Below are 23,622 nucleotides of genomic sequence, written 5' to 3'. Positions count from 1 at the left end.
CTAATCGAATTAATAATGACAATTCAGATTTACGAAGCGAAATTGAATGATGTAATATAGCCTAGAAAAGTACTTGATCAGTACGGTACTAGAACAGGTACAGATTCCTGTTTGCTTTTTTAAGGGTTAATTTAGCTTGTATACATTTTGAGATACTTTCCTGTATAGCTCGTTGGATGTTTCATCAACTCATTTGGAGTCCCTTCAAAAACCAGTTCACCTCCTAATGATCCGCCTTCTGGCCCTATATCAATAATCCAATCGGCAACATGAATAATATCAAGACTATGCTCAATGACAATAAGCGTATTCCCATTATCAACCAATTCATTGAATAGTTTGATGATTAGTGATATATCAGATAAATGTAATCCTGATGTAGGCTCATCCAATATGTAAACATTTCCTTCTTTATGTAATTCACTTGCCAATTTCACACGTTGGCATTCTCCTCCTGAAAGCGTTGAAAGGGATTGTCCTAATTTCAAATAACCCACTCCTACTTTCTCAAGTAATACGAGTTTCTTTAGGATCGATTCCTCTTCAAAAAATCGGATTGCCTCATTGATCGTCATATCTAATACTTCAGCGATATTCCTCCCATTCAACTCATAGACTAGAGCCATTTCATTATACCTCTTACCTTCACATTGTTCACATTGTGTCTTTACTGGATCAAGGAAGGCCATATCAATGTGAATAAATCCAGTACCGCCGCATTTTGAACAAGCACCCTTAGCATTGAAGCTAAAAGTCGACGGGTGTACATTATTTACTTTACCAAACGAATTGCGGATGTCATCAAAGACACCAACGTAAGTAGCTGGATTGGAACGATTAGATTTTCCGATGGGGCTTTGATCAATCACTATCGATTCAGGATGTTCTCTTAAGAAAGCCTGATGTATCAATGAACTTTTTCCAGAACCTGCCACACCAGTAACACACGTAAATATGTTCGTAGGTATTGCTAAAGATATGTTTTTAAGGTTGTTGTCATTCGCATCAGAAATTGAGAAATATCCATTTGCTTGTCGATAATTGCCCTTCTTGGGTACGCCTTCCTTTAGCATTCTTCCCGTCAGAGAATTGCTGTTTCTAATTCCTTCATAAGAACCTTGATATACAACTTCTCCTCCATGTCTTCCTGCTTTTGGCCCCATATCTATGATATGATCCGCTATTTTGATCACGTCGGGATCATGCTCAACAACTAAAATGGTATTACCAGCATCACGCAGATCCATTAATAGATCATTTACTAAATGCACATCTCTTGGATGCAATCCCACACTAGGCTCGTCCAACACATAGAGCATTTCCGTCAGACTATTACCTAACTGCTTTGACAGCTTAACCCTTTGCGCTTCTCCTCCTGATAGCGTTCCTGTTTGCCTGGACAAATTCAGATAACCTACGCCCAAATCAATCAAGTTTTTTAATCTAAATGTGATTTGATCTAAAACAGTAATTGCCTCTTCGTTTTCAATGCTCAAAACGAAATCATGGAGGTCATTTAATTGATATTCCGACAGTTCATGTATATTACTTCCAGCTATTTGAACATTTAAAGCTTTTTGAGTCAGACGGCTCCCGTGACATTCATTACAGGCGTTAGAAGTGACAAATTGCTCAATTATTTTTCTTCTTCTCGTCGATAAACTACTAATATCTTTATTCAGGAAACCCTTTTTAATCTTCGTTACAATTCCATTGAAATTTGCATCAAAAGCAGTGTCACCATGTCCATATTTGAACTTTTCTCCATTAGCATAAAGTAATCGTTTCTTCTCTTCCTCGGAATATTGATTGAGAGGTTTGTCGTTATCAAAAAATCCGGAGTTGGCTACTATTTTCCATCCTAACGAATCAACCTTAAAATCGGGAAATTTTATAGCACCTTCATTCAGTGACTTTGTCCAATCAAATACCTTATTTATATCAATTTCATTTATTGTGCCTACTCCTCCGCATATTGGACACATGCCTTCGGGAGAGTTAAATGAAAAGTAATTTGATGGGCCAATTGATGGATGACCAATACGTGAAAACAAAATCCTAAGAAAGCTGCTAATTTCAGAGATTGTTCCTACTGTTGAACGCGCATTGCCGGTGATTCTCTTTTGCTCCAGCAGAACTACAGGAGAAAGTCCCTGTATTAAATCATAGTCAGCTTGAACGAATTTCGGTAATCGACTTCTGGCAAATGTGCTGAAGGTATCATATAGCTGTCGTTGAGCTTCCGCAGAAATGGTCTCAAAGACCAAAGAAGATTTTCCAGAACCAGAAACACCAGTAAATACAACTATTTTATTTCTAGGTACCTCTAGATCTATGTTTCTTAGATTGTTTTGCCTGGCCCCTTTTATAATGATATTTGACATGGGTTAGAGATAATCCACAGTGTAATTCACTTGAATAAAATCATTTGGATAAGATTCAACTTTCGCTGATTTCAGGTTTATGTCCTTGGACGTTTTTCCAAAAAGACGTTTCCCTTCTCCTAAAAGAATTGGAGCAATAGTAATAGTTACTTCGTTGATTAATTCTTGATTTATGAATCCTTGAATTGTATTACCCCCATCAATATAAGCATGCTTATAGCCGTCATCTTCAAGTCTGGAAACCAACACGTTGATATCCCCAGAATACATTTCTACCCTATCCTTTAAGTTATCAGGTGCTTCTTTAATAGAATTGCTGAGCGCGTAGATTTTAATGTCACCGTATGGCCACTGATCTGGAGCTAATTCAAAACTTGAAAGAACCTCCATTAACTTTCTCCCGATAATCATACAATCCACGGTTGCCAAATATTCCAACAATCCCATTCCCGCATTGCCTGCCATGTCTGCTTCTTGATTGCCAGCACGCTGTAACCAATCTACGCTATCATCCGGTTTAGCAATGTATCCATCTAAACTGGTCGCAATAAAAACTGAACATTTCATAAATGAATCCTAGATTTTTGTCGGCAAACCTCATTATTAAGTTGGATTCAAAATTGTACAGAGTTTACCCCCTACCAAATCTGCTATTTTGAAATTGCTTGGGTGTGCATCCGTGATGTTTCTTGAAGACTCGGATAAAATGAGACTGATCATAGAACCCAGACTCAAAGCCAATTTGGGTCAAGGCAGCATTTGGATGTCTTTGAATCAACATTGTTGCATAGTTTACTTGCTTCAACCTTAGGAATTCACTAGGCGTAATCACATAGAATTTCTTAAATTTTTCAATGAACGACTTTTGTGTGACAGTAATTGAATGATTGAAATCTCTTAATGCTCCACTCCGCATGAATTGCGGTGAGATCTGACGCTCAAACTTTTCCAAATCAGGATCGATATCCGCAAAGACAAAGAAACTAATAAGTGCAGGTTCCGCTTTTTTGAAATTTGGAGTTCCAGGCTCTACTAACTCATGAAAGATTACCTTGGATAAAGCAAACATTTCTTTACTTCCCAATTTTCTTTGAAGTATTCCATAATAATGAGGTTTAAGCAGAAATCCTACATTCAAATGCTTACCCGATAGAGTGGTTCGAAAAGGAGTGGTTTTTAAGCCAGAGATTATGAAGTGACCCGATTTAGATGCCCCAAAGCTGTCCGTATTTTCACCCTCTACCCGAAATTGATCACCATAATTAAAGATTAGTTCGGTAAACAGTGGTGCATGATGTCTTGCTGAGAAATCAAAAGAATCAGCTTTTGCTACCCATATAGTATCAATTATTTGGTTTAGCGGGAACTCAGGTTTGTATGTGGTATGATAATCGATAATTGTATAAAAATAAGAATAAAAAACCCTCAGCATTTTTTAACATTCCTTAGCAAATGCATCTCCCCGCTGAAGGAGGAAGAACCTGGAAATGGCCAGACTTTGTGTGTAGGCACACCAAAGAGGTTCCCTTAGAAAATATCAAGTTTTCTTAAGGAAATGTGGTGATTTACACGTCAGCATGCACTGTAGTAAAAACGAGCTTCTTAAGCGCACCTGCACTTTTTTAAACACCATGTATGAGGCACTGACCTCATCCAGCCGAGTTCGCTTAGGAAAAGCGCTTACATCGTGCGAGTTTCCTTAAGGATTTTCAAATTTCAATACACCCCCTTAAGGAGTGAGGGAATAAATTCTTAGCAAATACATCTCCTCGCTAAAGGAGGAAGAACCTGAAAATGGCCAGACTTTGTATGTAGTTACACCAAAGAGGTTTCCTTAGGAAATATCAATTTTTCTTAAGGAAATGTAGTGATTTTTCATATCAGAACTCGCTTTAATCAAAACAAGCTCCTTAAGCGCTCTTACGCTTTTTTAAAAGGATGTAAGAGGTATGGTGTCATTTAGGCGAGCTCAATTAGGAAAAGGCTCTTATATAGTCGAGTTTCCTTAAGGGTTTTCAAAACTCAACACACCCGCCTTAAGGAGTGTAGGAATAAAAAACCCTAAGCAATTTTTAAATTTCCTTAGCAAAGGGATCACCTAGCTGAAGTGGAACAAAGCTGAAAATGGCCAGACTTTGTGTGTAGTTACATCAAAGAGATTTCCTTAGGAAATATCAAGTTTCCTTAAGGAAATGCAGTGATTTTCATGTTAGAATTCGCTTTAATCAAAACGGGTTTCTAAAGCGCATCTGTGCTTTTTTGAAATACCATGCAAAAGGCATTGACTTCATCAAGCGAGTTTACTTAGGAGAAGCGCTTACATGGACGAGTTTCCTTAAGGATTTTCAAATTTTAGCGAACCAACCTTAGGAGTGTGGGCATGAAAATCCTTAGCAAATGCATCTCCACGCTAAAGGAGGAAGAAGCTGAAAATGGCAGGGTATTGAATGTAGCTCCATCAAAGAGGTTTCCTTAGGAAACAGCACTTTCAAATCAAGTTTCCTTAAGGAAATGCGGTGATTTACACGTCAGCATGCGCTTACAATCAAAACAAGTTCTTTTAGCGTACCTGCATCTTAAATCTCAATAATTAAGCACTGTTGGGGTCAATGAGAACATCAACACAGGCTTGCTTAAGGAGCTGATCTTCTTAGGCCAATATTTCTTAAGGAATAGGTATTACATTTCCATACGAATTCTTAGCCAAGTGCAATCATTAGTGGGGCTTCCTTAGGAGTAGCTTAGAAAAATCATATTTTCATGGATATTTCTTTTCAAGCAAGGAACGGAATCTCGCTTTTCAAAGCAATTAGCATTCCTTAAATCTTATCGATCTGCTCTTGGATGATAACTGTAATCATCTGACATTCCAGTTCGACTCTATCAACTAAAAGGCATTTGGATGATCTATCTCAACACTTAGTGGGCAGTAATTTATATGGGGGATAATTAAAACTTCGATTTAGGAGGTAGCTAAATAAGTAAGACAGGGATCCTCCAATCTCCTCAAAAAGATCATTGCGAGAGCCAACCGTATCGAGGAACGGTCAAGTCCTTAGATAATAGAAAGTAGACTAATGATCTCAATTCTTTAAATGGAATAGCTGATCTTCCATCAATCAATCCGTACTACGTGATGCCTGGAGAGTAAAACTCACATCACCCTTCTTTGAAATTGAACAATTCTAATATCGCTTATTGGTAGCTTCCAAGTAACCTTCCTGGCATTCTCATCAATTATTACCACTAAAAAGAGGTAGTTAAGGTAAGTGTGAAGGTATGTTTTTGTACCAATTTGCCATTTTCAGACACAGAAATATCGTCGAAAATTGACTTTAGAAAGTAGCTTAATTATACTTGTAAGTGATTGATAGACAAATACTTGAGCTAGTTTACAATTTCTTTCACCTCAGTTTTAAAATAGTTTACAATGAGTTTCATCTCGCTTTACATCTAATTTACAATGAGTAACAAAACCCTGAACAATTACAGCAAATTACAACAACAAATCGACCAGGTAATCGGCAAGATCGGATTAGACAAAACCATCTTTTTACTTTCAAGTTTTATCGACTCCTCAGACATTGCCGTCTCTCAACCCCAGAAGTTCCAGATGCTATCCCGCTACCTGATTACAGAATGCATCCGCGTCTTCGAACTCAATGACAAACTGTTCTTTACTTCCAACATCCAGGAATACAGAGACGCGAGGATGGTTTGCTATCATTTACTGAAGAAATACACGGGATTGAGCTATTCCAAAATCGCTGAAGACTTTGGATTAACAAAACGCAACATCCTTTACGGGGCTAAAAAGTGTGAGGAGAAGCTATCGGTGCCTTACTACTATGAAGGATTTGTTGAGAAATACGACTTGCTTGAAAGCACTTTCCTGCAATTCATTTCTAAGCTATCTCCAAAGACTGAAGAACATAATTGAATGCTGATATAAGAAATAGGATGAGCCGAAAAAAGGATAAAAACCAGGTTCAATTTCAGCTGAAAATAAGGAGCACTTTTTGACGCTCAATTAATTGGAATAAAATGGGGCATTTTGACACGATAAAATGGGTATTATCATCCTTATTGAAGATGAATCAAGATTTTTTTGTCAAACATTAGTTTATACCCTTGGTACAAAAGCGAACCTTGTCTTGTTTCCTCCTCACAGCTAATCTTATCCTCATAACAACAGTGAAAGGAATAGCTAACAACATCATGCGGCAAAGCTCAATATCAGAAAAGAAAGACATACAGGAGACGAAGCTCACCATCGAAGAACTAAGACAGTTTGACGGTTTTGAGGATATTGATGAAGAACAAGGGCAGGAACTCATCGATTTTCTTCATGGCTTTTGCATCCTTATTTACGAAAACTACGTTAGTACACCCAAGACATCATAGCATTATGAGCAATAAAAATTTGGACAGGTTCCTGAAGTTCGCTAACAAAAACGTTCGTGTACCCATCAGGAATTCAAGAGATGTCGTCATCTATACCCGTGTATCCTCCAGAGACCAAATGGAGAATGGGGCAAGTTTGGATACACAGATGAAGTACTGTAAGGAATTTGCTCGGAGAAAGGAATTGAATGTTGTTGCTTTCTTTGGAGGTACTTACGAATCAGCTAAATCAGATGACCGAAAGGAGTTTCAACGCATGATCAACTATGTAAAGCGATCAAAAGACGTTGCGGCCATCATTGTCTATTCCTATGATCGATTTTCTCGCTCCGGCAATAACGGAGCTATGATCAGTGAGGACTTACAAAAGAAGTATGGTGTCTCTACTTTATCAGTCACTCAGGAAGTCAATCCCGAAAATGCAACAGGAGCTTTCCAAAGAGACATGTTCTATCTGTTCGGCAAGTTTGACAATACGCAAAGAACAGAAAAGTCCATCACAGGGATGCGCGAAAAGATCAGAGATGGACATTGGGTATGGGCTATTCCAATCGGTTATAAGAACCTGAACAGAGGACAAACAGCCGATAAACATGAACTCATCATCACAGAGCAAGGAGAGTTACTCAGACAAGCGTTTCACTGGAAGGCTGAAAGGGACATGCCGACCGTTGATATTGCCAAGCGGTTAACCAATCAGGGGTTGAAGATGACAGACAAGAAACTGTCCAAGATCTTTCAGAACCCATTTTACTGTGGTGTGCTAACGAGCAGCTTACTACCAGGAGAAGTGCATCGAGGAAAACACATCCCTCTGATCACCGAAGAGCTATTCTGGAAGATCAATGATCCCAATCATAACCGACCAAGAAAGAAAGGGTACAAGGTGCAAATACACAATGATAGACTGCCATTGAAAGTATTTACCAAGTGCGATGATTGTGGAGCGCCTATGACTGGTTATTTAGTCAAGAAGAAAGGATTGTACTACTACAAGTGCAGAACGAAAGGCTGTGGCAAAAACAGGAACGCAGATGTCGTCAAACAGGGATTTGAGTCTCTACTCAGCAACTTTCAATTAGATCGCCGATATCAGGACATATTAGCCGCTCAGATGAAGAAATTGTTCTTCAAGCTGAATGAGGATAAGCTACAGGAATTAAAGGCTTACAAAGCCAATTTAACAGAGGTTACGGGCAAGCTGGAAACCATAGAGGAAAGATTTGCTATTGGGGAAATAGATCGCCCTATATTCGAGAAATATCACCTAAAATACCAGGGGGAGAAACTTGAAATCGAGGGAATGTTGGAAAATGCCTCAATTAGCAGTTCGAACCTTGAGCAATGCGTAGAATACACGGTTGATTTAAGTGGTAACTTGCTGAAAATGTGGCGAGAAGCAGATGTTCTGGGCAAGCAAAATATTCAATCCTTGGTATTTCCAGAAGGGATCAGGTATAATCGAGAAAAAGACGAAGTTCGAACCGAAAGAGTAAACATATATTTCAGTGTAATACCCACACTATCAGCTCATTACAGAGAGGAAAAAGAAAAGGGAAAGTACTCTAAAAATACTTTCCCCCATTTGGTGGAGCTGGAGGGATTCGAACCCTCGTCCAGAGAAGGGAATTATGCACCCTCTACATGCTTAGTCAAACCTTGAAATCTTGCTAGCAAGCTGGTGGTAAGACTACCTACTTACTAGCCAGTCACTGAAATCTCACTGCTCCTTAGTAACCTCGAAGCAGCCAGTCCTAAATTTTGACACCCTGTGATCCAGCCTAAAGGACAGAGGCTTAGCAGGATGTGGCCGGGGATCGTCGCTGGACGGTCAACCCTTTAAGCCTGTCTATTCAACAAGTAGTCGAATTAGGCAGCCATGGCATAGTTAGACTCGCCAATTAAAATTTGAGCATATTGATTACGGATGCATACTCAACACCCGGCATGCAAGTACATACCTCACACTTCCTGTCGATTCCAGTCAGCCCCTTAAAAAGGACAGCAAAAATAACGATGTTACAATTAATCTTTACGAGAATTTTGGTGTGTTGGATTTGGATGTGGGATGAAATAAGTTAAACGCAATCCCATGCCCTGACTACTATCGGTACTGATGTATGCCATCGAGCCACCTAGCTCATAGCTTAAAGAGGCTCGCAAGCGTCGCCATTGATAACCCGCCTCAAAGTTGATGAGGAATTGGCGATCTGAGTTCTTCTGCGCAAGATTGACGGGATTTGCTGTTTCAAACGTTTTGGTTCCAGTGGCACTTGTGGTGAATCCAATCCCAGGTCCTACACTCAGAAATAGATATTTATCTCCTACTCCAAAATTGAAATTGCCATTCAGAATAAAAGTAAATTGTTGCCAGTTATAATCCACAGTTGAAAATCCGTCCACAACCGGCCCATCCTGGAAAAATACTTCTGAAGTTTTGAAGCTGCGGTGAAACCCTAATAAGCCTAGATTGAAACGTTTACGTTCTCTGGTATTTAAAAGTATGTGAAACCCAATATTATGCACAAAATCTGCGGGTGTGTCAAAATCTGCCGGGATTCTGCCTGAGTTTTCTAGTTGGACATCAAATAACTGGGCGCCGAGAATCAGACCGAACCGGGCCCTCGAACCGCGAGCCACTTTTGGCTTTCGATATGTTGAAACATTGTTGTTGCATCCATTGTAAGTTGTGATGATGGCCGTAACACTTTTTTCAGTGAGTTGTGATAATCCAAGGATGCTACTCATTACTTCAGGGCAATCTCCTAGTAAAAAAGTCAGCTGCCCTTTGTATTTATCGACTGTCTTGAAAGCACCTGAAGCATTGGGCTGCATGGTGGTCTCATCAGATACCTTTCGCTTTCCACTGATCAATTCTACCGGGCTGGGCGATTGTGCATTTTCAAGAAAATAATGGTATCGCCCGCGTTCCTGATCAAAGTTTTGGTACAAATTAGCCGATCCGAGCAGCAAAACTTTGGCGAAGAAACTTTGTTCCTCAAACTGATCTTTCCCCAATTCCAGCAATTGATCCGGGTCCGTGGGACTGACGTCAACTTCGACAGTCAAACTTTGAAAGTAATCTCCGTTTTCGATGCTAAATCCTTTCAGGTTGGAGGGTGTGAATTGTTCTTCTTTTCCACCATTGGTCCTGAAAGTGAGCGCATCAGGTCTGGTTGTCCAGTTGAAATTGATTTCTCCCTGAACTGAGTCCCCAGCATTATTGATAATATATCCAGGCTCAAAGTTGGTTTGTGCATTTGCCCACTGAACACAAAGCAGTAGGGCTACAAATATTAATTGTCTCATGTGTTGTTTTAGTTTGATTACATTCGAAATTATTCGCGAAATAACCATGAAAGTAGCCCTTATCCAAGATTCTCCGGTGCTTTTCGATCTGGAAGCCAGCTTGCAAAAAGTAGAAACATTGGTTGCGGAAGCCAATGAACCTTCAGTAGACCTGGTACTGTTTCCGGAGGCCTATTTGTCCGCTTATCCACGGGGATTGTCCTTCGGTACGGTAGTAGGTAGCCGCAGTGAATTCGGAAGGGACATGTGGTTGAGGTATTGGGAAAGTAGCCTCAAAGTACCCGGTCAGGCAGTGGATCGATTAGGTGAAATCGCTAAAACCCATGATTGTTTTCTGGTGATTGGTGTGATCGAGCAAGGCGAAACAGGAACCCTGTATTGCACGATGCTCTATTTTGATCATAAGGGGACACTGCTGGGTAAACATAGGAAACTTAAGCCTACGGCAGCGGAAAGGATTGTCTGGGGTGAAGGAGATGGCACGGACTTGCATGTCTATGATTCCCCATACGGTAAGCTGGGAGGGCTAATCTGTTGGGAAAACTATATGCCATTGGCCCGTACCTGGCTATATCAGCAAGGCGTGGAGATCTACATGGCACCCACAGCCGATCAGCGAGATAGTTGGCAAGCCACCATGCAGCACATCGCTTGCGAAGGCCGGTGTTATGTTTTAGGATGCAACCAATACGTAACCCGTGCGGATTACCCGAATGATCTTCCGGGTGAAGATGTGTCCCAGTTGCCTGAAGTCAGCAGTAGGGGTGGAAGTGTGATCGTAGATCCGCTGGGCCAGGTCATCGCGGGCCCGTTGTGGGATGAACGAGGTATCCTGAGGGCTGAATTAGACTTGAAATTGGTGACTAAGGGTAAAATGGACTTTGATCCGGTGGGACACTACGCGAGGAATGATGTTTTCCAGTTGCTTGGACCTGAAAAGGAATTGTAACCGCACATACCTGACAAATTAGCAATGCGATTTTCATTCTTATGCTATCACAGTTAGTTATACCGCAAATGACGTAATCCTTTCGGCTGATTTTCACTGCTACTGTTGGTTATGATGAGCGAGGCACGTAATTTAAGCTCGTGAATAGCCGGCATAAACTTCTTGGGCTCGTGCTGATGTTGAGTGTGCATCTGGCAGAAAGCCAAATCTTACAGGTAGATCATCGACAATTTGCCAACGATTCCATACATGGTTGGTTGGGTGATATTCAGGTCAATTTTTCCTTCAATAACCTGAATGAACCTGTAAAAGAGAACGAGATATTTCTCTACCTGGGCGTGAATGGTAATGTCTCCTACTTCACGAATAAGGACCATTACTTCTGGAAAAATTACATGGCGTATGGCCAGACAGGCAATTTTACCTTTGTCAGTCAGGGTTATTCACACTTTCGGGTGGATTTGAATTACAAGAAGAAATTCTCTCCCGAATTTTTTGCGCAGGTTCAATATGATATCACCCGACAAATGCGATTAAGGGCTGTAAGTGGCCTGGGGTATCGGTATGTTTTTTTTAGAAGTGAAAAAGCGGAACTGGAGTATGGCTTGGCAGGTATCATCGAACATGAGCGATGGGATTTCATCGACGAATCGGGTGTTTCTGAACGAACTTTGCCAAAATTGGCTACCTATGTCGGAATCTATCGAAACTTCGAGCATGTAAAGATTTCCTACAATCAATTTTATCAGGTAGGTTACGATACTACTGATGAGGTGTGGAGGAATCGACTAAGTGGAGTATTCGAAGTGGATGACGAGATCTTTAAAAATTTCCACCTGATCTTTAACTTTACCTACGACTATGATTTTAATCCGGTCATAGACAATTTGAAAAACCTCTTTTATCAGCTAAATAACGGCATCCGATACAAGTTTTAATCTTGATCGAATTTTTTGACAAAGATTCGGTGAGATGTTCCTTAATTTGCAGCCGTGGACAGCTTCGTAGTATCTGCTCGTAAATACAGACCTCTCGGTTTTGATGAGGTAGTCGGTCAATCACACATTACCACTACCCTCAAAAACGCCATTGATAGCAATCAATTGGCACAAGCCCTCCTTTTTTGTGGCCCTCGAGGAGTAGGTAAAACAACTTGTGCCCGGATCATGGCCCGAATGGTCAATGGTTTTGAGGCGGAAGAACAAGGAGATAACTCAGGCAATTTTAATATTTACGAACTTGATGCGGCTTCCAACAACAGTGTAGAAGACATCCGAAACCTGATTGATCAGGTTCGTTATCCACCTCAGCAGGGCAAATACAAGGTGTACATCATAGATGAGGTTCACATGTTGTCTAATCAGGCATTCAATGCCTTTTTGAAGACCCTGGAAGAACCTCCTGCATACGCGATTTTTATCCTCGCTACCACGGAAAAACACAAAGTAATTCCAACCATTCTTTCCCGTTGCCAGATCTATGATTTCAACCGAATTGAGATCAGTGATATCGTGTATCAGCTACGAAAAATAGCCGATAATGAAGGGGTGGAAGCAGAGGAAGATGCCTTGCATCTGATCGCGCGTAAAGCAGATGGTGCCTTGCGTGATGCTTTGTCAATCTTTGACCTGATTGTCACCTTTTCATCAGATGGCAAGATCACCTATCAGCAGGCGATCAAAAACCTGCATATCTTAGATTATGACTACTATTTCCGACTGGTCGATCATTTTCTGAAAGAAGACCTGAACGGATCCCTACTGTTGTTCGATGAGATCCTGAGGAATGGATTTGATGGCCATAACTTTCTTGTGGGACTTCAATCGCATTTTCGGGACCTACTTGTTTGTAAGGACAAGTCCACCATCGCACTATTGGAGGTTTCCGAGAAAGTGAAAGAGAAATACATCTCGCAATCAGAAGCGATCAATTCCTCTTTCTTGTTGACGGGATTGAATTTACTGAGTCAGTGTGATCTAAGCTACAAGGCCAGTAAAAATCAGCGACTCCATATCGAGTTGGCTTTGATGAAACTTTCCAGTCTGAACCGAGCGATAACACTTGCAGCTGCCGAAAAAAAAAAGGTAGCCTAGTCCAGTCCGAAACGCCTCCACCTCCTACATCAGAACCTATTTCAGGAGGTAATGCACCTGCCTCTGCCGGAACCACCAGACCTTTAAGGAAGCCTGCTGATGGCAGTGGCTCAAGCGGAGAAAGGGAAACCCCAAGCTTATTTAAGCGTCCAAAAAAAGTAACAGCAGAGAGTGAAACACCGACGTTGAAAGAAGAGCGTGTTACTGAGTTTACACAAGAGCAATTGGAGCAAGCCTGGTCGGCGTTCAAAGCTTTGGATGTGGAACGAACCTCAACGGAAAATGAAGTACTGAAACGAAAGATCACCAAGGCCCATGGGCATGAAGTAGAAGTCCATTTGGTCAGCTCTTTGGAGATCACCATTTTCGAAAGGATCGAAATAGAAGTAGTTGGGTTTCTTCGATCAAAACTGGAAAACGACAAGATTGCCGTCATAAAAAGCGTGGAGGAGGTCGAAACATCCAAGAAACTCTACACCAGTAAGGACATCTACGAATACATGGCTGAGATCAATCCCGCCATTGTCACCTTGAAGGAGAAGCTGGGGATGGATTTTGAATATTAGAACGCAAACCGATCCTTAAAGGCAGCAATCTCACTTGAAAAGTCCTTGTCCTGCCAACGTGGGATGTAATCAAATAGTCTGGAAGCCGGATCTACGCGCAACTCTCGCAATTTCATATGCTGGTTCGTAAACATGAACTCCAGGTTGGGATATAGCTCCTTCAGCACATCGACAATGTCGAGGATCTGCAGGTTTTTGTCCACGACATTGTAGGTTCCGGAAGGCACTTCATTGATGATGGTATTTCTGATACATTCCACCAGATAGTCAACATGAATAAAAGCGCGACTTTGTTTGCCAGATCCAAATATCTGGATGCGGTTGTTGAAGTTTGCTTCAAACATGAATTTGTTGATCACCGCATCGAATCGCATACTTCTACTCGGTCCATAAACGTTGCCGCCACGAAGTGCGATCGCATTTTTAATAGCTTTCAAGCGATCCACATGTTCTTCACCACGCATTTTCGAAATGCCATAAAATGTTCGTGGGTTGGGGTGGGTATCTTCAGTGGCAATCTCTTTGCCAGCTCCATAGACGGTAGTACTACTCAGGTAGATGAACTTTGAAATATCACTTTCTTCAGCCGCATAAACTACCTCGGCAGTACCCCAGTGATTCACTTGTTCAAAAAAGTGTGGGTCTGTATTGGAAAATGGAGTGGTCACTTTAGCCGCCAGATGGACCACCACGTCACAATCCTTGATGTATTTTTTGAGTCGCCTCGAATCGAGGATTTCTCCTTCAATGAATTTTATCTTGGCGTTTGGATAGCGCTCCCCCATGAAAAAATTATGGTGGCCTTTGCTCAGGTTGTCATAGACCAGAATTTTTGAGATTTCCGAGCATTCACTCAATTGCCAGGTCAGGACAGTGCCTATATATCCGGCGCCGCCGGTGATCAAAACTTTCATTTACTTACCAAATCAGTGTGTAGTCCACATTCTACTTTATTGAGGCCATACCAGCGAGCTTCACGCTCTTGCATTTCTGGGTCGGGTTGTCGCGTACACGGTTCGCAACCGATACTGACAAACCCTTTGGCGTCCAAAGGATGTCGGGGCAGGTCTTTTTCTTTGATGTACCTGAATATCATGCGCTTGTCCCAGTCCAACATCGGATGAAAACGCATGGAATTGAAGGGAGCAGGCTGTTCTACTTTCATCGCCTTTCTCGTGGCACTTTGATCGGCACGCACCCCATTGATCCAAATGTCAAAACTGCTCAAGACAGCCTCCATCGGTTGGGTTTTGTTCAGGTAGCAACAGTGGTCAGGGTCCGTGGTGAACATGAGTTTGCCATTCGGTTCTCTTTGCAAATACTTAGGGGTTTGTGGTTTTAGATCGATCACATTCAGGCCAAAAGATTCGGCTACCTGATCCCGAAAAGAGAGGGTTTCGGGGAATAAATACCCCGTGTTGATGAAATACACAGGAATGGTGGGGTCAACTTCGCTTAATATGTGAAGCATGACCAGGCTATGCGTTTGAAAAGATGACGTAGTGAACATGCGCATGCCTTTGGCCCGGTATTGCTGGATGCTGGACCTTATCTCGGAGACGACCATGCGGCGAAGATATAGTAGTAATGCGGCAAGCAACGAATAATTCTTTTTCTTTGAAGCAAATTGGATAAATCAGAACATTGTATCACCAATGCGGGTTATCCTGCTCGTTACGGAATTAATTCCGGTTGCTATTCGTTAATCGTTTGGAATGAAGGTCGCAGTATTTAGGAAGGAACATTTTAATGCCGCTCATCGTTTGCATAATCCCAGTTGGGATGTGCAAAAGAATGAGGAGGTATTTGGGAAATGTAACAATGCTAATTGGCATGGTCACAATTACGAGTTGATCGTTCGACTGGTTGGCGAACCAGATCCTGATACAGGATATGTTTATGACATGAAGTTGTTAAGCGACCTGATCAAGAAACATGTGACGGACAAGTTCGATCACCGGAATTTGAATCTTGACGTTGAAGAATTTAAAAATTTGATCCCTACGGCAGAGAATATCGCTGTAGTGATCTACAATATCCTACGCGAAAAGATCGATTCTTCGCTGGATATGAAAATAACCCTTTATGAAACAGAAAGAAACTTTGTTGAGTACCCCGTCTGATCACGATAACAAGGATTTAGAATTCGATCATTTTTCTAATTCGGATGAAACGCCTTTGAGAGCAGATGCATTCGTAATGGACGATGACCTAAAAATTGAGCTTATCGAGAAGCATTTTAGAGAGATCATGCACATCATGGGACTTGACCTGGATGATGATAGCCTCAGTGGTACGCCTAAAAGAGTTGCTAAAATGTATGTGAAGGAGGTATTCTCAGGTCTCAATCCTGCCAACAAGCCGGAGCCAAAGCTCTTTGAGAATAAGTATCAGTATGATCAAATGCTGGTTGAGAAAGACATTACTTTCTACTCACATTGTGAGCATCACTTCGTGCCTATTTACGGAAAAGCACATGTGGCTTATTTCTCTAGTGGCAAAGTGATTGGATTGTCTAAAATCAACCGAATCGTACAATATTTCAGTAAAAGGCCACAAGTTCAGGAGCGTCTAACAGTGCAGATAGCCAATGAGCTGAAAAAGATTCTTGAAACTGAGGATGTAGCAGTGGTAATGGATGCTGCGCACATGTGTGTTTCTTCCCGAGGAGTCAACGATACTAATAGCCGTACAGGTACGGCTCACTTCAGCGGTAAATTTAAGGATCAGGACATCAAGAATGAATTCCTGAATTATGTAAATAGTCGAGCTGAAATTTGATTGAACAGGATCTATTGACGTTTTCTCCGAAGGGCATTTATTGCCCTCGGGCAGACGTGTTCATAGATCCTACGCATCCGGTGGACAAAGCGGTAATTACCCATGCCCATTCAGATCATGCACGTTGGGGACACAAATACTATATCGCCCAACGCCAAAACAACGAAATTCTCAAACTCAGGCTTGGCCAGGACATTCATCTTACCCTTAAAGAATTTGGAGAATCATTCACCGTCAATGGGGTGAAATTCTCCTTCCATCCAGCTGGGCACATCTGGGGTAGTGCGCAAGTCCGCGTGGAATACAAAGGAGAAGTCTGGGTAGCATCTGGAGACTACAAAACAGAGCCTGATCATTTTTCACCGGATTTCGAGCCAGTAAAGTGCCACACCTTTATCACGGAATCTACGTTTGCCTTGCCCGTTTTTCAATGGCAGCCTCAGGTAGAGGTCATGAAGGAGATCAATGATTGGTGGGCGGCCAATGCTCGGGTAGGGAAAGCGTCTATCATTTGTGCATATGCCCTGGGTAAGGCGCAGCGTATCATCACGAGTGTCAATAGAGACATTGGCCCTATCTATGTACATGGAGCTGTCTGGAATGTACACCAGGCCCTGAATGGTGATGGAGCCCAACTACCAGAGGTTTCCTATGTCTCCGAAGAACGTAACAAAAACAGAGACTTTGCCGGAAGCCTCATCGTCACACCTTCTTCGGCGCTAGGCACGAGCTGGATGCGAAAATTCCAGCCATACGAAGTAGCAACGGTTTCTGGATGGATGAATGTCCGTGGGATCAAGAAACGTCGCAATAGCGGGCATGGGTTTGTGCTGTCAGATCATGCCGACTGGGATGGACTCAACTGGGCAATCAAAGAGACAGGGGCAGAAAAAGTGTGGGTTACACATGGCTACACGGATACATATGCCCGATGGCTAAAGCAGCAAGGCCTGGATGCCCATAGCGTCAACTCCCTTTCCATCCGAGAGGAAATAGAAACATCTGAGCCGACCTGAATAGAAGGGGGAGAGCACTCCTTATATATAAGTGTGGTTTTGAAATTTTTCTATTGAACTAACTTGATCTAAATGTTCAAAGAGACAGGCATCGGTTCCTGTTTGCCATTGCCGATGTTCCAGTGTATTTTCAGATCCTACATTTAGCGTTTTTATAATTTCATCATTCCTATATCTTTGCACGACGTTTTCAAAAAAAGGCAACCTAACGGTCGTGAGAAGAACCAAATTCAAAAGTCAATTAACGAGATAAGAAACTCCAGAGAGAGAAGATTGATGGACCGTTGCAGAAATTCTAAAAACTTATGAACTACTTGATTTATGCAGTTCCTGTGCTGGGACTGATTGGCCTGCTTGTAATGGCAGTTAAAGCCAAATGGGTAAATAGTCAGGATGCAGGAGATACCAAGATGCAGGAACTGGCCAAATACATCCGAGAAGGTGCATTGGCTTTCCTTTCGGCTGAGTACCGCGTGTTGGCCATATTCGTGGTGATCGCTGGTGTATTACTAGGGATTGTTTCAACCATCGTGGAAACCACACACTGGTTTATCGTGGTGGCATTCGTATTTGGAGCTGTTTTCTCCGCTTTGGCTGGAAACATCGGAATGCGCATTGCCACGGCAGCCAATGTCAGAACCACTCAGGCAGCGAGAAGTAGTTTGCCAAAAGCATTGAAAGTTTCATTTTCTGGTGGTATGGTCATGGGACTTGGCGTTGCTGGTCTGGCGGTATTCGGATTGAGCGTACTCTTTATCTTATTGTTCCACTGGTTTATGAACGGCACATGGTCGGCTGACGGTGTGGATCAAATGACTGTCGTACTTGAAGCATTGGCTGGTTTCTCACTTGGAGCAGAGTCTATCGCTCTTTTTGCCCGAGTAGGTGGGGGTATTTACACCAAAGCTGCTGACGTAGGAGCTGACCTGGTAGGAAAAGTAGAAGCAGGTATCCCTGAGGATGATCCTCGTAACCCTGCCACCATCGCTGACAATGTAGGAGATAATGTAGGTGACGTTGCAGGAATGGGAGCTGATTTGTTCGGTTCTTATGTGGCTACTGTTTTGGCCTCTATGGTATTGGGTAACTATGTTATTCGTGACATGGGCGGATCAATTAACGATGCATTCAATGGTATCGGACCGATCTTGTTGCCTTTGGTGATTGCCGGAGTTGGTATCATCTTCTCCATTTTAGGGTCATTCCTGATCAAGGTGACAGATGAAGGAGCGAAAGAACCACAGGTTCAGGCTGCCTTGAACAAAGGAAACTGGGGTTCCATCATTTTAACTGCAATTGCTTGTTGGTTTATCATTAAACTGTTGTTGCCAGCAGAGATGACCATGTATTTCTTCGGGGAGGGGGCATTGGCTGTTTCTTCGAGACACGTGTTCTATGCCGTATTGGTAGGTCTGGCTGTAGGCGGACTAATTTCTTACTTTACAGAGTATTACACGGGATTGGGTAAGAAACCTGTTTTGGAAATCGTACAAAACTCTGCAACCGGAGCAGGTACCAACATCATCGCTGGTCTTTCTACCGGTATGATGTCCACATTCGCACCAATTATCTTATTTGCTGGCGCGATATGGGGTGCTTATGAGTTGGCTGGATTCTACGGTGTAGGTATTGCAGCTTCTGCGATGATGGCTACGACTGCCATGCAATTGGCCATTGATGCATTTGGACCTATCGCTGATAATGCGGGCGGTATCGCTGAAATGAGTGAACTTCCTGAAGACGTTCGTGAGAAAACAGATATCCTGGATTCTGTTGGAAACACCACTGCTGCGATCGGAAAGGGATTTGCAATTGCTTCTGCGGCATTGACAGCTCTGGCCTTATTTGCGGCTTATGTGACTTTCACAGGTATTGACGGAATTAACATCTTTAAAGCAGATGTTTTGGCGGCCTTGTTTATTGGAGGAATGATCCCTGTGGTATTTTCTGCTTTGGCTATGAGATCTGTAGGTAAAGCAGCCATGGAAATGGTGAAAGAAGTGAGACGCCAATTCAAAGAGATTCCAGGTATCATGGAAGGTACGGCCAAGCCGGAGTATGATAAATGTGTAGAAATCTCCACTAAGGCGTCTATCAAAGAAATGATGTTGCCAGGAGCCATCACCATAGTGACACCTGTTATTATAGGATTCGTAATGGGACCTGAGGCATTGGGTAGCTACATGGCAGGTGTTGCTGTGTCTGGAGTACTTTGGGCGATCTTCCAAAACAATGCGGGAGGAGCCTGGGATAATGCCAAGAAAAGCTTCGAGGCAGGAGTTATGATTGATGGAGAGATGACATATAAAGGGTCAGATGCACATAAAGCGGCAGTAACAGGAGATACCGTAGGTGATCCATTCAAAGATACTTCCGGTCCCTCCATGAATATCCTGATCAAATTGACCTGTCTGGTAGGATTGATCATTGCACCAATTTTAGGTGGTCATGGAAGTGGACATGCACAGTCTGATAACGAGATTACCGTAACTGTAGCAATGAATGACGATGGTGTAAGCCAGACAACTTCCATCTCAAAAGAGGTGAAGGTAGAGATGACTGCTACAGAAGGAGAGGATTACGAAGCTACAGTTACGACGAAGACCACTGAAAACGGTGAAGAAAAAACTTCTGTTACTGTTCTGAAAGGTAGCAAGGAAGAAATTGACGAAAAACTTGATGAAATAAGGTAACACTTTACATCAATCATGAGACAAAGACCCGGACCATCGTCTGGGTCTTTTTTTTGTCTTTTAGTAAACAATCAGGAGATCGTTAAGAATTAAACTACTGTTTAGTTTGGAAAATCCCTATTTTATTCTTAAACCTCTGTTGATTTTATCGCCAAAACATAACATTATCTCAATATTTAAATCTTCCAGATATGCTAATAATTGTTAAAGCGCTATATATTTGAAGCGAGTAATTGCCTATTCCGGGTTTTGCGTTGCCTGGTTGTTGCTCACCAATGTGTTAAAAGTTTTACTAATCAAATGTGTTTTTATGAAGAGAAAACTACTATTTAGTTTACTGTTCTCTTTTTGTGCGATCGCGTCCGTATTCGCACAAAGGACAGTAAGCGGATCAATCACATCTGCTGAGGATGGGTCTACTATCCCTGGAGTAAATGTTGTGCTTAAAGGTACAACTACCGGTACTACCTCAGACTTAGATGGTAACTATCGTCTCACTGTGCCTGACGAAGGTGGAGTGCTTATTTTCTCCTTTATCGGTTTAGTTTCTCAAGAAGCTGAGATTGGCTCACGATCTGTGATCGACGTAGCCATGACTTCTGATGTACAGGAACTGGAAACCGTAGTTGTAACTGCTTTGGGTATCGAGAGAGAGTCCAGAAGCTTAGGTTACTCTGTATCAGGAGTAAAAAGTGATGAACTGGTAAAAGCCAGAGAAACCAACATTCTTAACGCACTTCAGGGTAAAGTAACTGGAGTAAGAATCGGACGTTCTTCTGGTAACCTGGGATCATCATCAAAAATCACTATTAGAGGGGTATCCTCTTTGGCAGGTCGAAACAACCCACTTTGGGTAGTTGATGGTGTGCCAATCTCTAACGCTCAGGATGCTTCAACTAGCCGAATCGCTGGTAACAGAGATTTCGGTAACAACGCAGGACTATTGAACCCAGATGATATCGAGTCTATCAACGTATTGAAAGGTGGAGCTGCTGCTGCACTTTACGGATCTCGAGCAGGTGCTGGGGTAATCGTTGTAACTACCAAGAAAGGTAAAAAATCAGCTTCTGGAGCGCCTACTGTTAATTTCAGTACTTCTTTCAGAGTTGATGAAATCTTTAAAGTTCCTGATTTCCAGAATGGTTATTCAACTGGTACGCTCGGAAAGTATGATTCATCTTTCCTTTCTACTAGCTGGGGTGAGCCTATCCAGGGTCAGATCAGAAGAAATAACATTCTTGGTATTGATGAGCCTTTGCAAACACAAGATGAGAACTATAAGGATTTCTTCCACAATGGTTTGACATTCATCAACAACCTTTCAATTGCTGATGCTGATGAGCGAGGTGATTATCGATTGAGTATTACCTCTTTGAATCAGGAAGGTATCCTTCCAGGTGCGAACCTTGATCGTTTGACTACTAGCTTAAATGCTGGTTTCAATCACAGCAAGAACCTGAAGTCTAGATTCAGTGCACAATTCGTTCGCTCTATCAACAGAGGTGTTGGTGTTCAGGGTGCTAACGACCCTAACATCTTCGGTATAGCAAACTTTGGTCGTTCAATCGATTTCAAAGATTTCCAGGATTGGGCTGATGACAATGGTAACCAGGTTGGTATTATCGAGCAGTCTACTAACAACCCTTACTGGACTCGAAGAGAGAACCAAAATGATCAGAAAGTTTCTAGATTCTTAGGAAACTATTCTATCGATTACTCTCCTATAGATAACCTGACTTTCAAAGGACGTGTAGGATACGATTTCGTACAGGATAATCGATTCATTGCCAACGCAAAAGGTACATTAGGTCGAGTTAACGGAGACTTTCAAACTGATAACATCAACCGTCGACAGTTGACTATTGATGGTATTGCTAACTACAATATCCCTGTTAACGAGGACATCAATATCAACATCCTTGGTGGAATTCAGTATAACGAGCGAATCTTCGAGCAGGAAACAAACTTTGCTCAGGATCTTGTAATTGCAGGTCTTTTCCAAACTGCGAATGCTGCTAACAACTCTCCTGATAGAGGATTCTCTGAAATCAGATTATATGGTGTTTTCGGAGAAGCTGAATTTTCTTACAAGAACTGGTTGACTTTAACGGCTACAGCTCGTAATGACTGGTCTTCAACACTTCCTTTGGATAACAATTCTTATTTCTATCCATCGATCAGTGCTGCATTCGTATTTACTGATGCATTCCAGATCTCTAACAACATCCTTTCTTACGGTAAGTTCAGAGCTAGCTGGGCAAACATTGGTAACGATGCTGTGCCTTATCAGGCGGATTTCCGATTCTTCCCTAGAACTACTGCAAACGGACAGTATGGTTTGAACCTTACCTTCCCTTATAATGGCGTTCTTGCTTTCGGAAAAACAAACCGATTCCCTAACCAGAATTTGGTTCCTGAGAACAAAGCAACGGTCGAATTTGGATTCGAACTTGGTTTCTTCGATGGTCGAGTTGGTTTAGATGCGACATACTTCAATGCGGTTACTACCGATCAGTTCTTCCCTGCTCCAATTCCAGAAAGTACGGGTTTTGCAACCATTGCGTTGAACGCGGGAGAAGTACAAAACGAAGGTATCGAGCTTTCTTTGAACGTGGATATCATCCAGCAAGGAGATTTCCAGTGGAGTGTAAACGCAAACTTCTTTACTGCTGAGTCTACAGTAAAAGAATTGACCGAAGGTGTTGATCGTCTATTGATCGCTTCTGCTTTCAACAGCTTACAAGTTGTTGCTGAGCCAGGAAAAGAATTCCAACTTTTCGGTATTCCTTTCTTGAGAGATTCTGTTTCTGGTCGACCTATCATCAACCCTGTTAACGGAGCTCGTCAGGCTGGTGAAGCAAGAACATTCGGTTCTGTATTCCCTGAGTGGCAAGGTGGTTTCACCAATAACTTCTCTTGGAAAGGCATCAACTTCGGTTTCACTATCGATGCAAGTGTTGGTGGTTTGATGAGATCTTCTACTGTAAATGCATTGTGGACAGCAGGTTTGACTGAAGAGACATTGCGTAACAGACAAGGTACATTCATCGATTTGGAAGGTGTACTTGATAACGGTGACGGAACATTCAGAGACAATGACGTTCCTGTAAGATCCGCTCAAGCGTACTGGCAGAGCCTCGACGATAACAGTATCGCCGAAGCTACCATCTTTGATGCTACTTATGTGAAATTAAGAGAAGCAAACATTTCTTACACGCTTCCTTCTTCTTGGTTATCTAACTCTCCTATCCGATCTATTACAGTAGGTTTCGAAGGACGTAACCTCGCTCTTCTTTACTCTACAGTTCCTCACATCGATCCAGAAGCTAACCTTTTCGGTTCTGCTAGTGATGGTGTAGGGGTTGAGCGTCAGTCAGTAGCTTCTACTAGAAGCTTTGGTTTCAACCTTAGATTCGGATTCTAAAAA

At 42.1% G+C, this 23,622-nt stretch carries 17 protein-coding genes and 1 other RNA gene; 11 read left to right on the top strand and 7 right to left on the bottom strand.

Translation table 11 applies throughout. The features are described from left to right. Positions 1 to 131: 131 nt before the first annotated feature. From R8G66_23815 to R8G66_23805, 3 genes are all read right to left on the bottom strand, one after another. The gene (locus R8G66_23815) at positions 132 to 2,384 is read right to left on the bottom strand and encodes an excinuclease ABC subunit UvrA (protein ID MDW3195424.1); all 2,253 of its coding nucleotides are present in this window, start codon (positions 2,382 to 2,384) and stop codon (positions 132 to 134) included. A 3-nt stretch (positions 2,385 to 2,387) separates the two neighbouring features. Further along, positions 2,388 to 2,951, bottom strand: coding sequence for a dihydrofolate reductase family protein (locus tag R8G66_23810; protein MDW3195423.1), 564 nt, complete (start codon positions 2,949 to 2,951; stop codon positions 2,388 to 2,390). A gap of 64 nt (positions 2,952 to 3,015) precedes the next feature. After that, positions 3,016 to 3,816 carry a helix-turn-helix transcriptional regulator gene (locus R8G66_23805; protein ID MDW3195422.1) on the bottom strand — a complete coding sequence of 267 codons (801 nt, stop codon included), beginning with the start codon at positions 3,814 to 3,816 and terminating at the stop codon, positions 3,016 to 3,018. Between the two features lie 2,031 nt (positions 3,817 to 5,847). On the opposite strand from R8G66_23805, the gene R8G66_23800 reads away from it, so the two are divergent. Continuing rightward, positions 5,848 to 6,324: a hypothetical protein gene (locus tag R8G66_23800; GenBank protein MDW3195421.1), complete on the top strand. Its 477-nt coding sequence runs from the start codon at positions 5,848 to 5,850 to the stop codon at positions 6,322 to 6,324. A gap of 278 nt (positions 6,325 to 6,602) precedes the next feature. Next, positions 6,603 to 6,788, top strand: coding sequence for a hypothetical protein (locus tag R8G66_23795; GenBank protein MDW3195420.1), 186 nt, complete (start codon positions 6,603 to 6,605; stop codon positions 6,786 to 6,788). Between the two features lie 1,586 nt (positions 6,789 to 8,374). On the opposite strand, the gene ssrA is transcribed toward R8G66_23795, so the two are convergent. Together ssrA and R8G66_23785 are read right to left on the bottom strand one after the other, a co-directional pair. Next, positions 8,375 to 8,780, bottom strand: a transfer-messenger RNA (tmRNA) gene (gene ssrA / locus R8G66_23790). Positions 8,781 to 8,813: 33 nt separating this feature from the next. Then, positions 8,814 to 10,097 (bottom strand): hypothetical protein, encoded by a 1,284-nt coding sequence (locus R8G66_23785; GenBank protein MDW3195419.1) that lies wholly within the window; start codon positions 10,095 to 10,097, stop codon positions 8,814 to 8,816. 46 nt (positions 10,098 to 10,143) lie between these two features. Here R8G66_23785 and R8G66_23780 point away from each other — a divergent pair, with 46 nt between their 5' ends. From R8G66_23780 to R8G66_23765, 4 genes are all read left to right on the top strand, one after another. Further along, positions 10,144 to 11,046 carry a carbon-nitrogen hydrolase family protein gene (locus tag R8G66_23780; protein MDW3195418.1) on the top strand — a complete coding sequence of 301 codons (903 nt, stop codon included), beginning with the start codon at positions 10,144 to 10,146 and terminating at the stop codon, positions 11,044 to 11,046. Positions 11,047 to 11,186: 140 nt separating this feature from the next. After that, positions 11,187 to 11,984 (top strand): hypothetical protein, encoded by a 798-nt coding sequence (locus R8G66_23775; protein ID MDW3195417.1) that lies wholly within the window; start codon positions 11,187 to 11,189, stop codon positions 11,982 to 11,984. A gap of 54 nt (positions 11,985 to 12,038) precedes the next feature. Next, the gene (gene dnaX / locus R8G66_23770) at positions 12,039 to 13,139 is read left to right on the top strand and encodes a DNA polymerase III subunit gamma/tau (GenBank protein MDW3195416.1); all 1,101 of its coding nucleotides are present in this window, start codon (positions 12,039 to 12,041) and stop codon (positions 13,137 to 13,139) included. Between the two features lie 185 nt (positions 13,140 to 13,324). After that, positions 13,325 to 13,705 carry a hypothetical protein gene (locus tag R8G66_23765; GenBank protein ID MDW3195415.1) on the top strand — a complete coding sequence of 127 codons (381 nt, stop codon included), beginning with the start codon at positions 13,325 to 13,327 and terminating at the stop codon, positions 13,703 to 13,705. Here the strand turns inward: R8G66_23765 and R8G66_23760 are convergent. Both R8G66_23760 and R8G66_23755 read right to left on the bottom strand, forming a co-directional pair. After that, positions 13,702 to 14,619, bottom strand: a complete 918-nt coding sequence (locus tag R8G66_23760) for an SDR family oxidoreductase (protein ID MDW3195414.1) — start codon at positions 14,617 to 14,619, stop codon at positions 13,702 to 13,704. The genes R8G66_23765 and R8G66_23760 overlap by 4 nt on opposite strands. Then, positions 14,616 to 15,272, bottom strand: coding sequence for a phosphoadenylyl-sulfate reductase (locus tag R8G66_23755; GenBank protein MDW3195413.1), 657 nt, complete (start codon positions 15,270 to 15,272; stop codon positions 14,616 to 14,618). Before R8G66_23755 ends, R8G66_23760 begins: the two co-directional genes overlap by 4 nt. Positions 15,273 to 15,420: 148 nt before the next feature. Between R8G66_23755 and R8G66_23750 the strand changes: the two genes are divergently transcribed. From R8G66_23750 to R8G66_23730, 5 genes are all read left to right on the top strand, one after another. Continuing rightward, entirely contained in the window at positions 15,421 to 15,828 is a 408-nt protein-coding gene (locus tag R8G66_23750; protein ID MDW3195412.1) for a 6-carboxytetrahydropterin synthase, read from the top strand. Continuing rightward, positions 15,791 to 16,486, top strand: coding sequence for a GTP cyclohydrolase I FolE (folE, locus tag R8G66_23745; protein ID MDW3195411.1), 696 nt, complete (start codon positions 15,791 to 15,793; stop codon positions 16,484 to 16,486). Before R8G66_23750 ends, folE begins: the two co-directional genes overlap by 38 nt. Next, positions 16,483 to 17,502, top strand: coding sequence for a ligase-associated DNA damage response exonuclease (locus R8G66_23740; protein MDW3195410.1), 1,020 nt, complete (start codon positions 16,483 to 16,485; stop codon positions 17,500 to 17,502). Before folE ends, R8G66_23740 begins: the two co-directional genes overlap by 4 nt. Before the next feature lie 305 nt (positions 17,503 to 17,807). Then, a complete protein-coding gene (locus R8G66_23735) occupies positions 17,808 to 20,195 on the top strand; it encodes a sodium-translocating pyrophosphatase (GenBank protein ID MDW3195409.1) in 2,388 nt (795 codons plus the stop codon). Between the two features lie 310 nt (positions 20,196 to 20,505). Next, positions 20,506 to 23,619 (top strand): SusC/RagA family TonB-linked outer membrane protein, encoded by a 3,114-nt coding sequence (locus R8G66_23730; GenBank protein ID MDW3195408.1) that lies wholly within the window; start codon positions 20,506 to 20,508, stop codon positions 23,617 to 23,619. The last annotated feature ends 3 nt before the right edge of the window (positions 23,620 to 23,622 follow it).

This window comes from Cytophagales bacterium, from assembly GCA_033344775.1.
Taxonomy (GTDB): domain Bacteria; phylum Bacteroidota; class Bacteroidia; order Cytophagales; family Cyclobacteriaceae; genus JAWPMT01.
This window is presented reverse-complemented; position numbering and strand designations above follow the sequence as displayed.

What these genes read in the sequence shown, in the direction of transcription:
- R8G66_23815 (MDW3195424.1), bottom strand. Translation starts at nt 2,384, where the DNA reads ATGTCAAATATCATTATAAAAGGGGCCAGGCAAAACAATCTAAGAAAC.
- R8G66_23785 (MDW3195419.1), bottom strand. Translation starts at nt 10,097, where the DNA reads ATGAGACAATTAATATTTGTAGCCCTACTGCTTTGTGTTCAGTGGGCA.
- R8G66_23750 (MDW3195412.1), top strand. Translation starts at nt 15,421, where the DNA reads ATGAAGGTCGCAGTATTTAGGAAGGAACATTTTAATGCCGCTCATCGT.
- R8G66_23795 (MDW3195420.1), top strand. Translation starts at nt 6,603, where the DNA reads ATGCGGCAAAGCTCAATATCAGAAAAGAAAGACATACAGGAGACGAAG.
- R8G66_23800 (MDW3195421.1), top strand. Translation starts at nt 5,848, where the DNA reads ATGAGTAACAAAACCCTGAACAATTACAGCAAATTACAACAACAAATC.
- R8G66_23780 (MDW3195418.1), top strand. Translation starts at nt 10,144, where the DNA reads ATGAAAGTAGCCCTTATCCAAGATTCTCCGGTGCTTTTCGATCTGGAA.
- R8G66_23755 (MDW3195413.1), bottom strand. Translation starts at nt 15,272, where the DNA reads ATGGTCGTCTCCGAGATAAGGTCCAGCATCCAGCAATACCGGGCCAAA.
- R8G66_23810 (MDW3195423.1), bottom strand. Translation starts at nt 2,951, where the DNA reads ATGAAATGTTCAGTTTTTATTGCGACCAGTTTAGATGGATACATTGCT.
- folE (MDW3195411.1), top strand. Translation starts at nt 15,791, where the DNA reads ATGAAACAGAAAGAAACTTTGTTGAGTACCCCGTCTGATCACGATAAC.
- R8G66_23805 (MDW3195422.1), bottom strand. Translation starts at nt 3,816, where the DNA reads ATGCTGAGGGTTTTTTATTCTTATTTTTATACAATTATCGATTATCAT.
- R8G66_23735 (MDW3195409.1), top strand. Translation starts at nt 17,808, where the DNA reads ATGAACTACTTGATTTATGCAGTTCCTGTGCTGGGACTGATTGGCCTG.
- R8G66_23760 (MDW3195414.1), bottom strand. Translation starts at nt 14,619, where the DNA reads ATGAAAGTTTTGATCACCGGCGGCGCCGGATATATAGGCACTGTCCTG.
- R8G66_23730 (MDW3195408.1), top strand. Translation starts at nt 20,506, where the DNA reads ATGAAGAGAAAACTACTATTTAGTTTACTGTTCTCTTTTTGTGCGATC.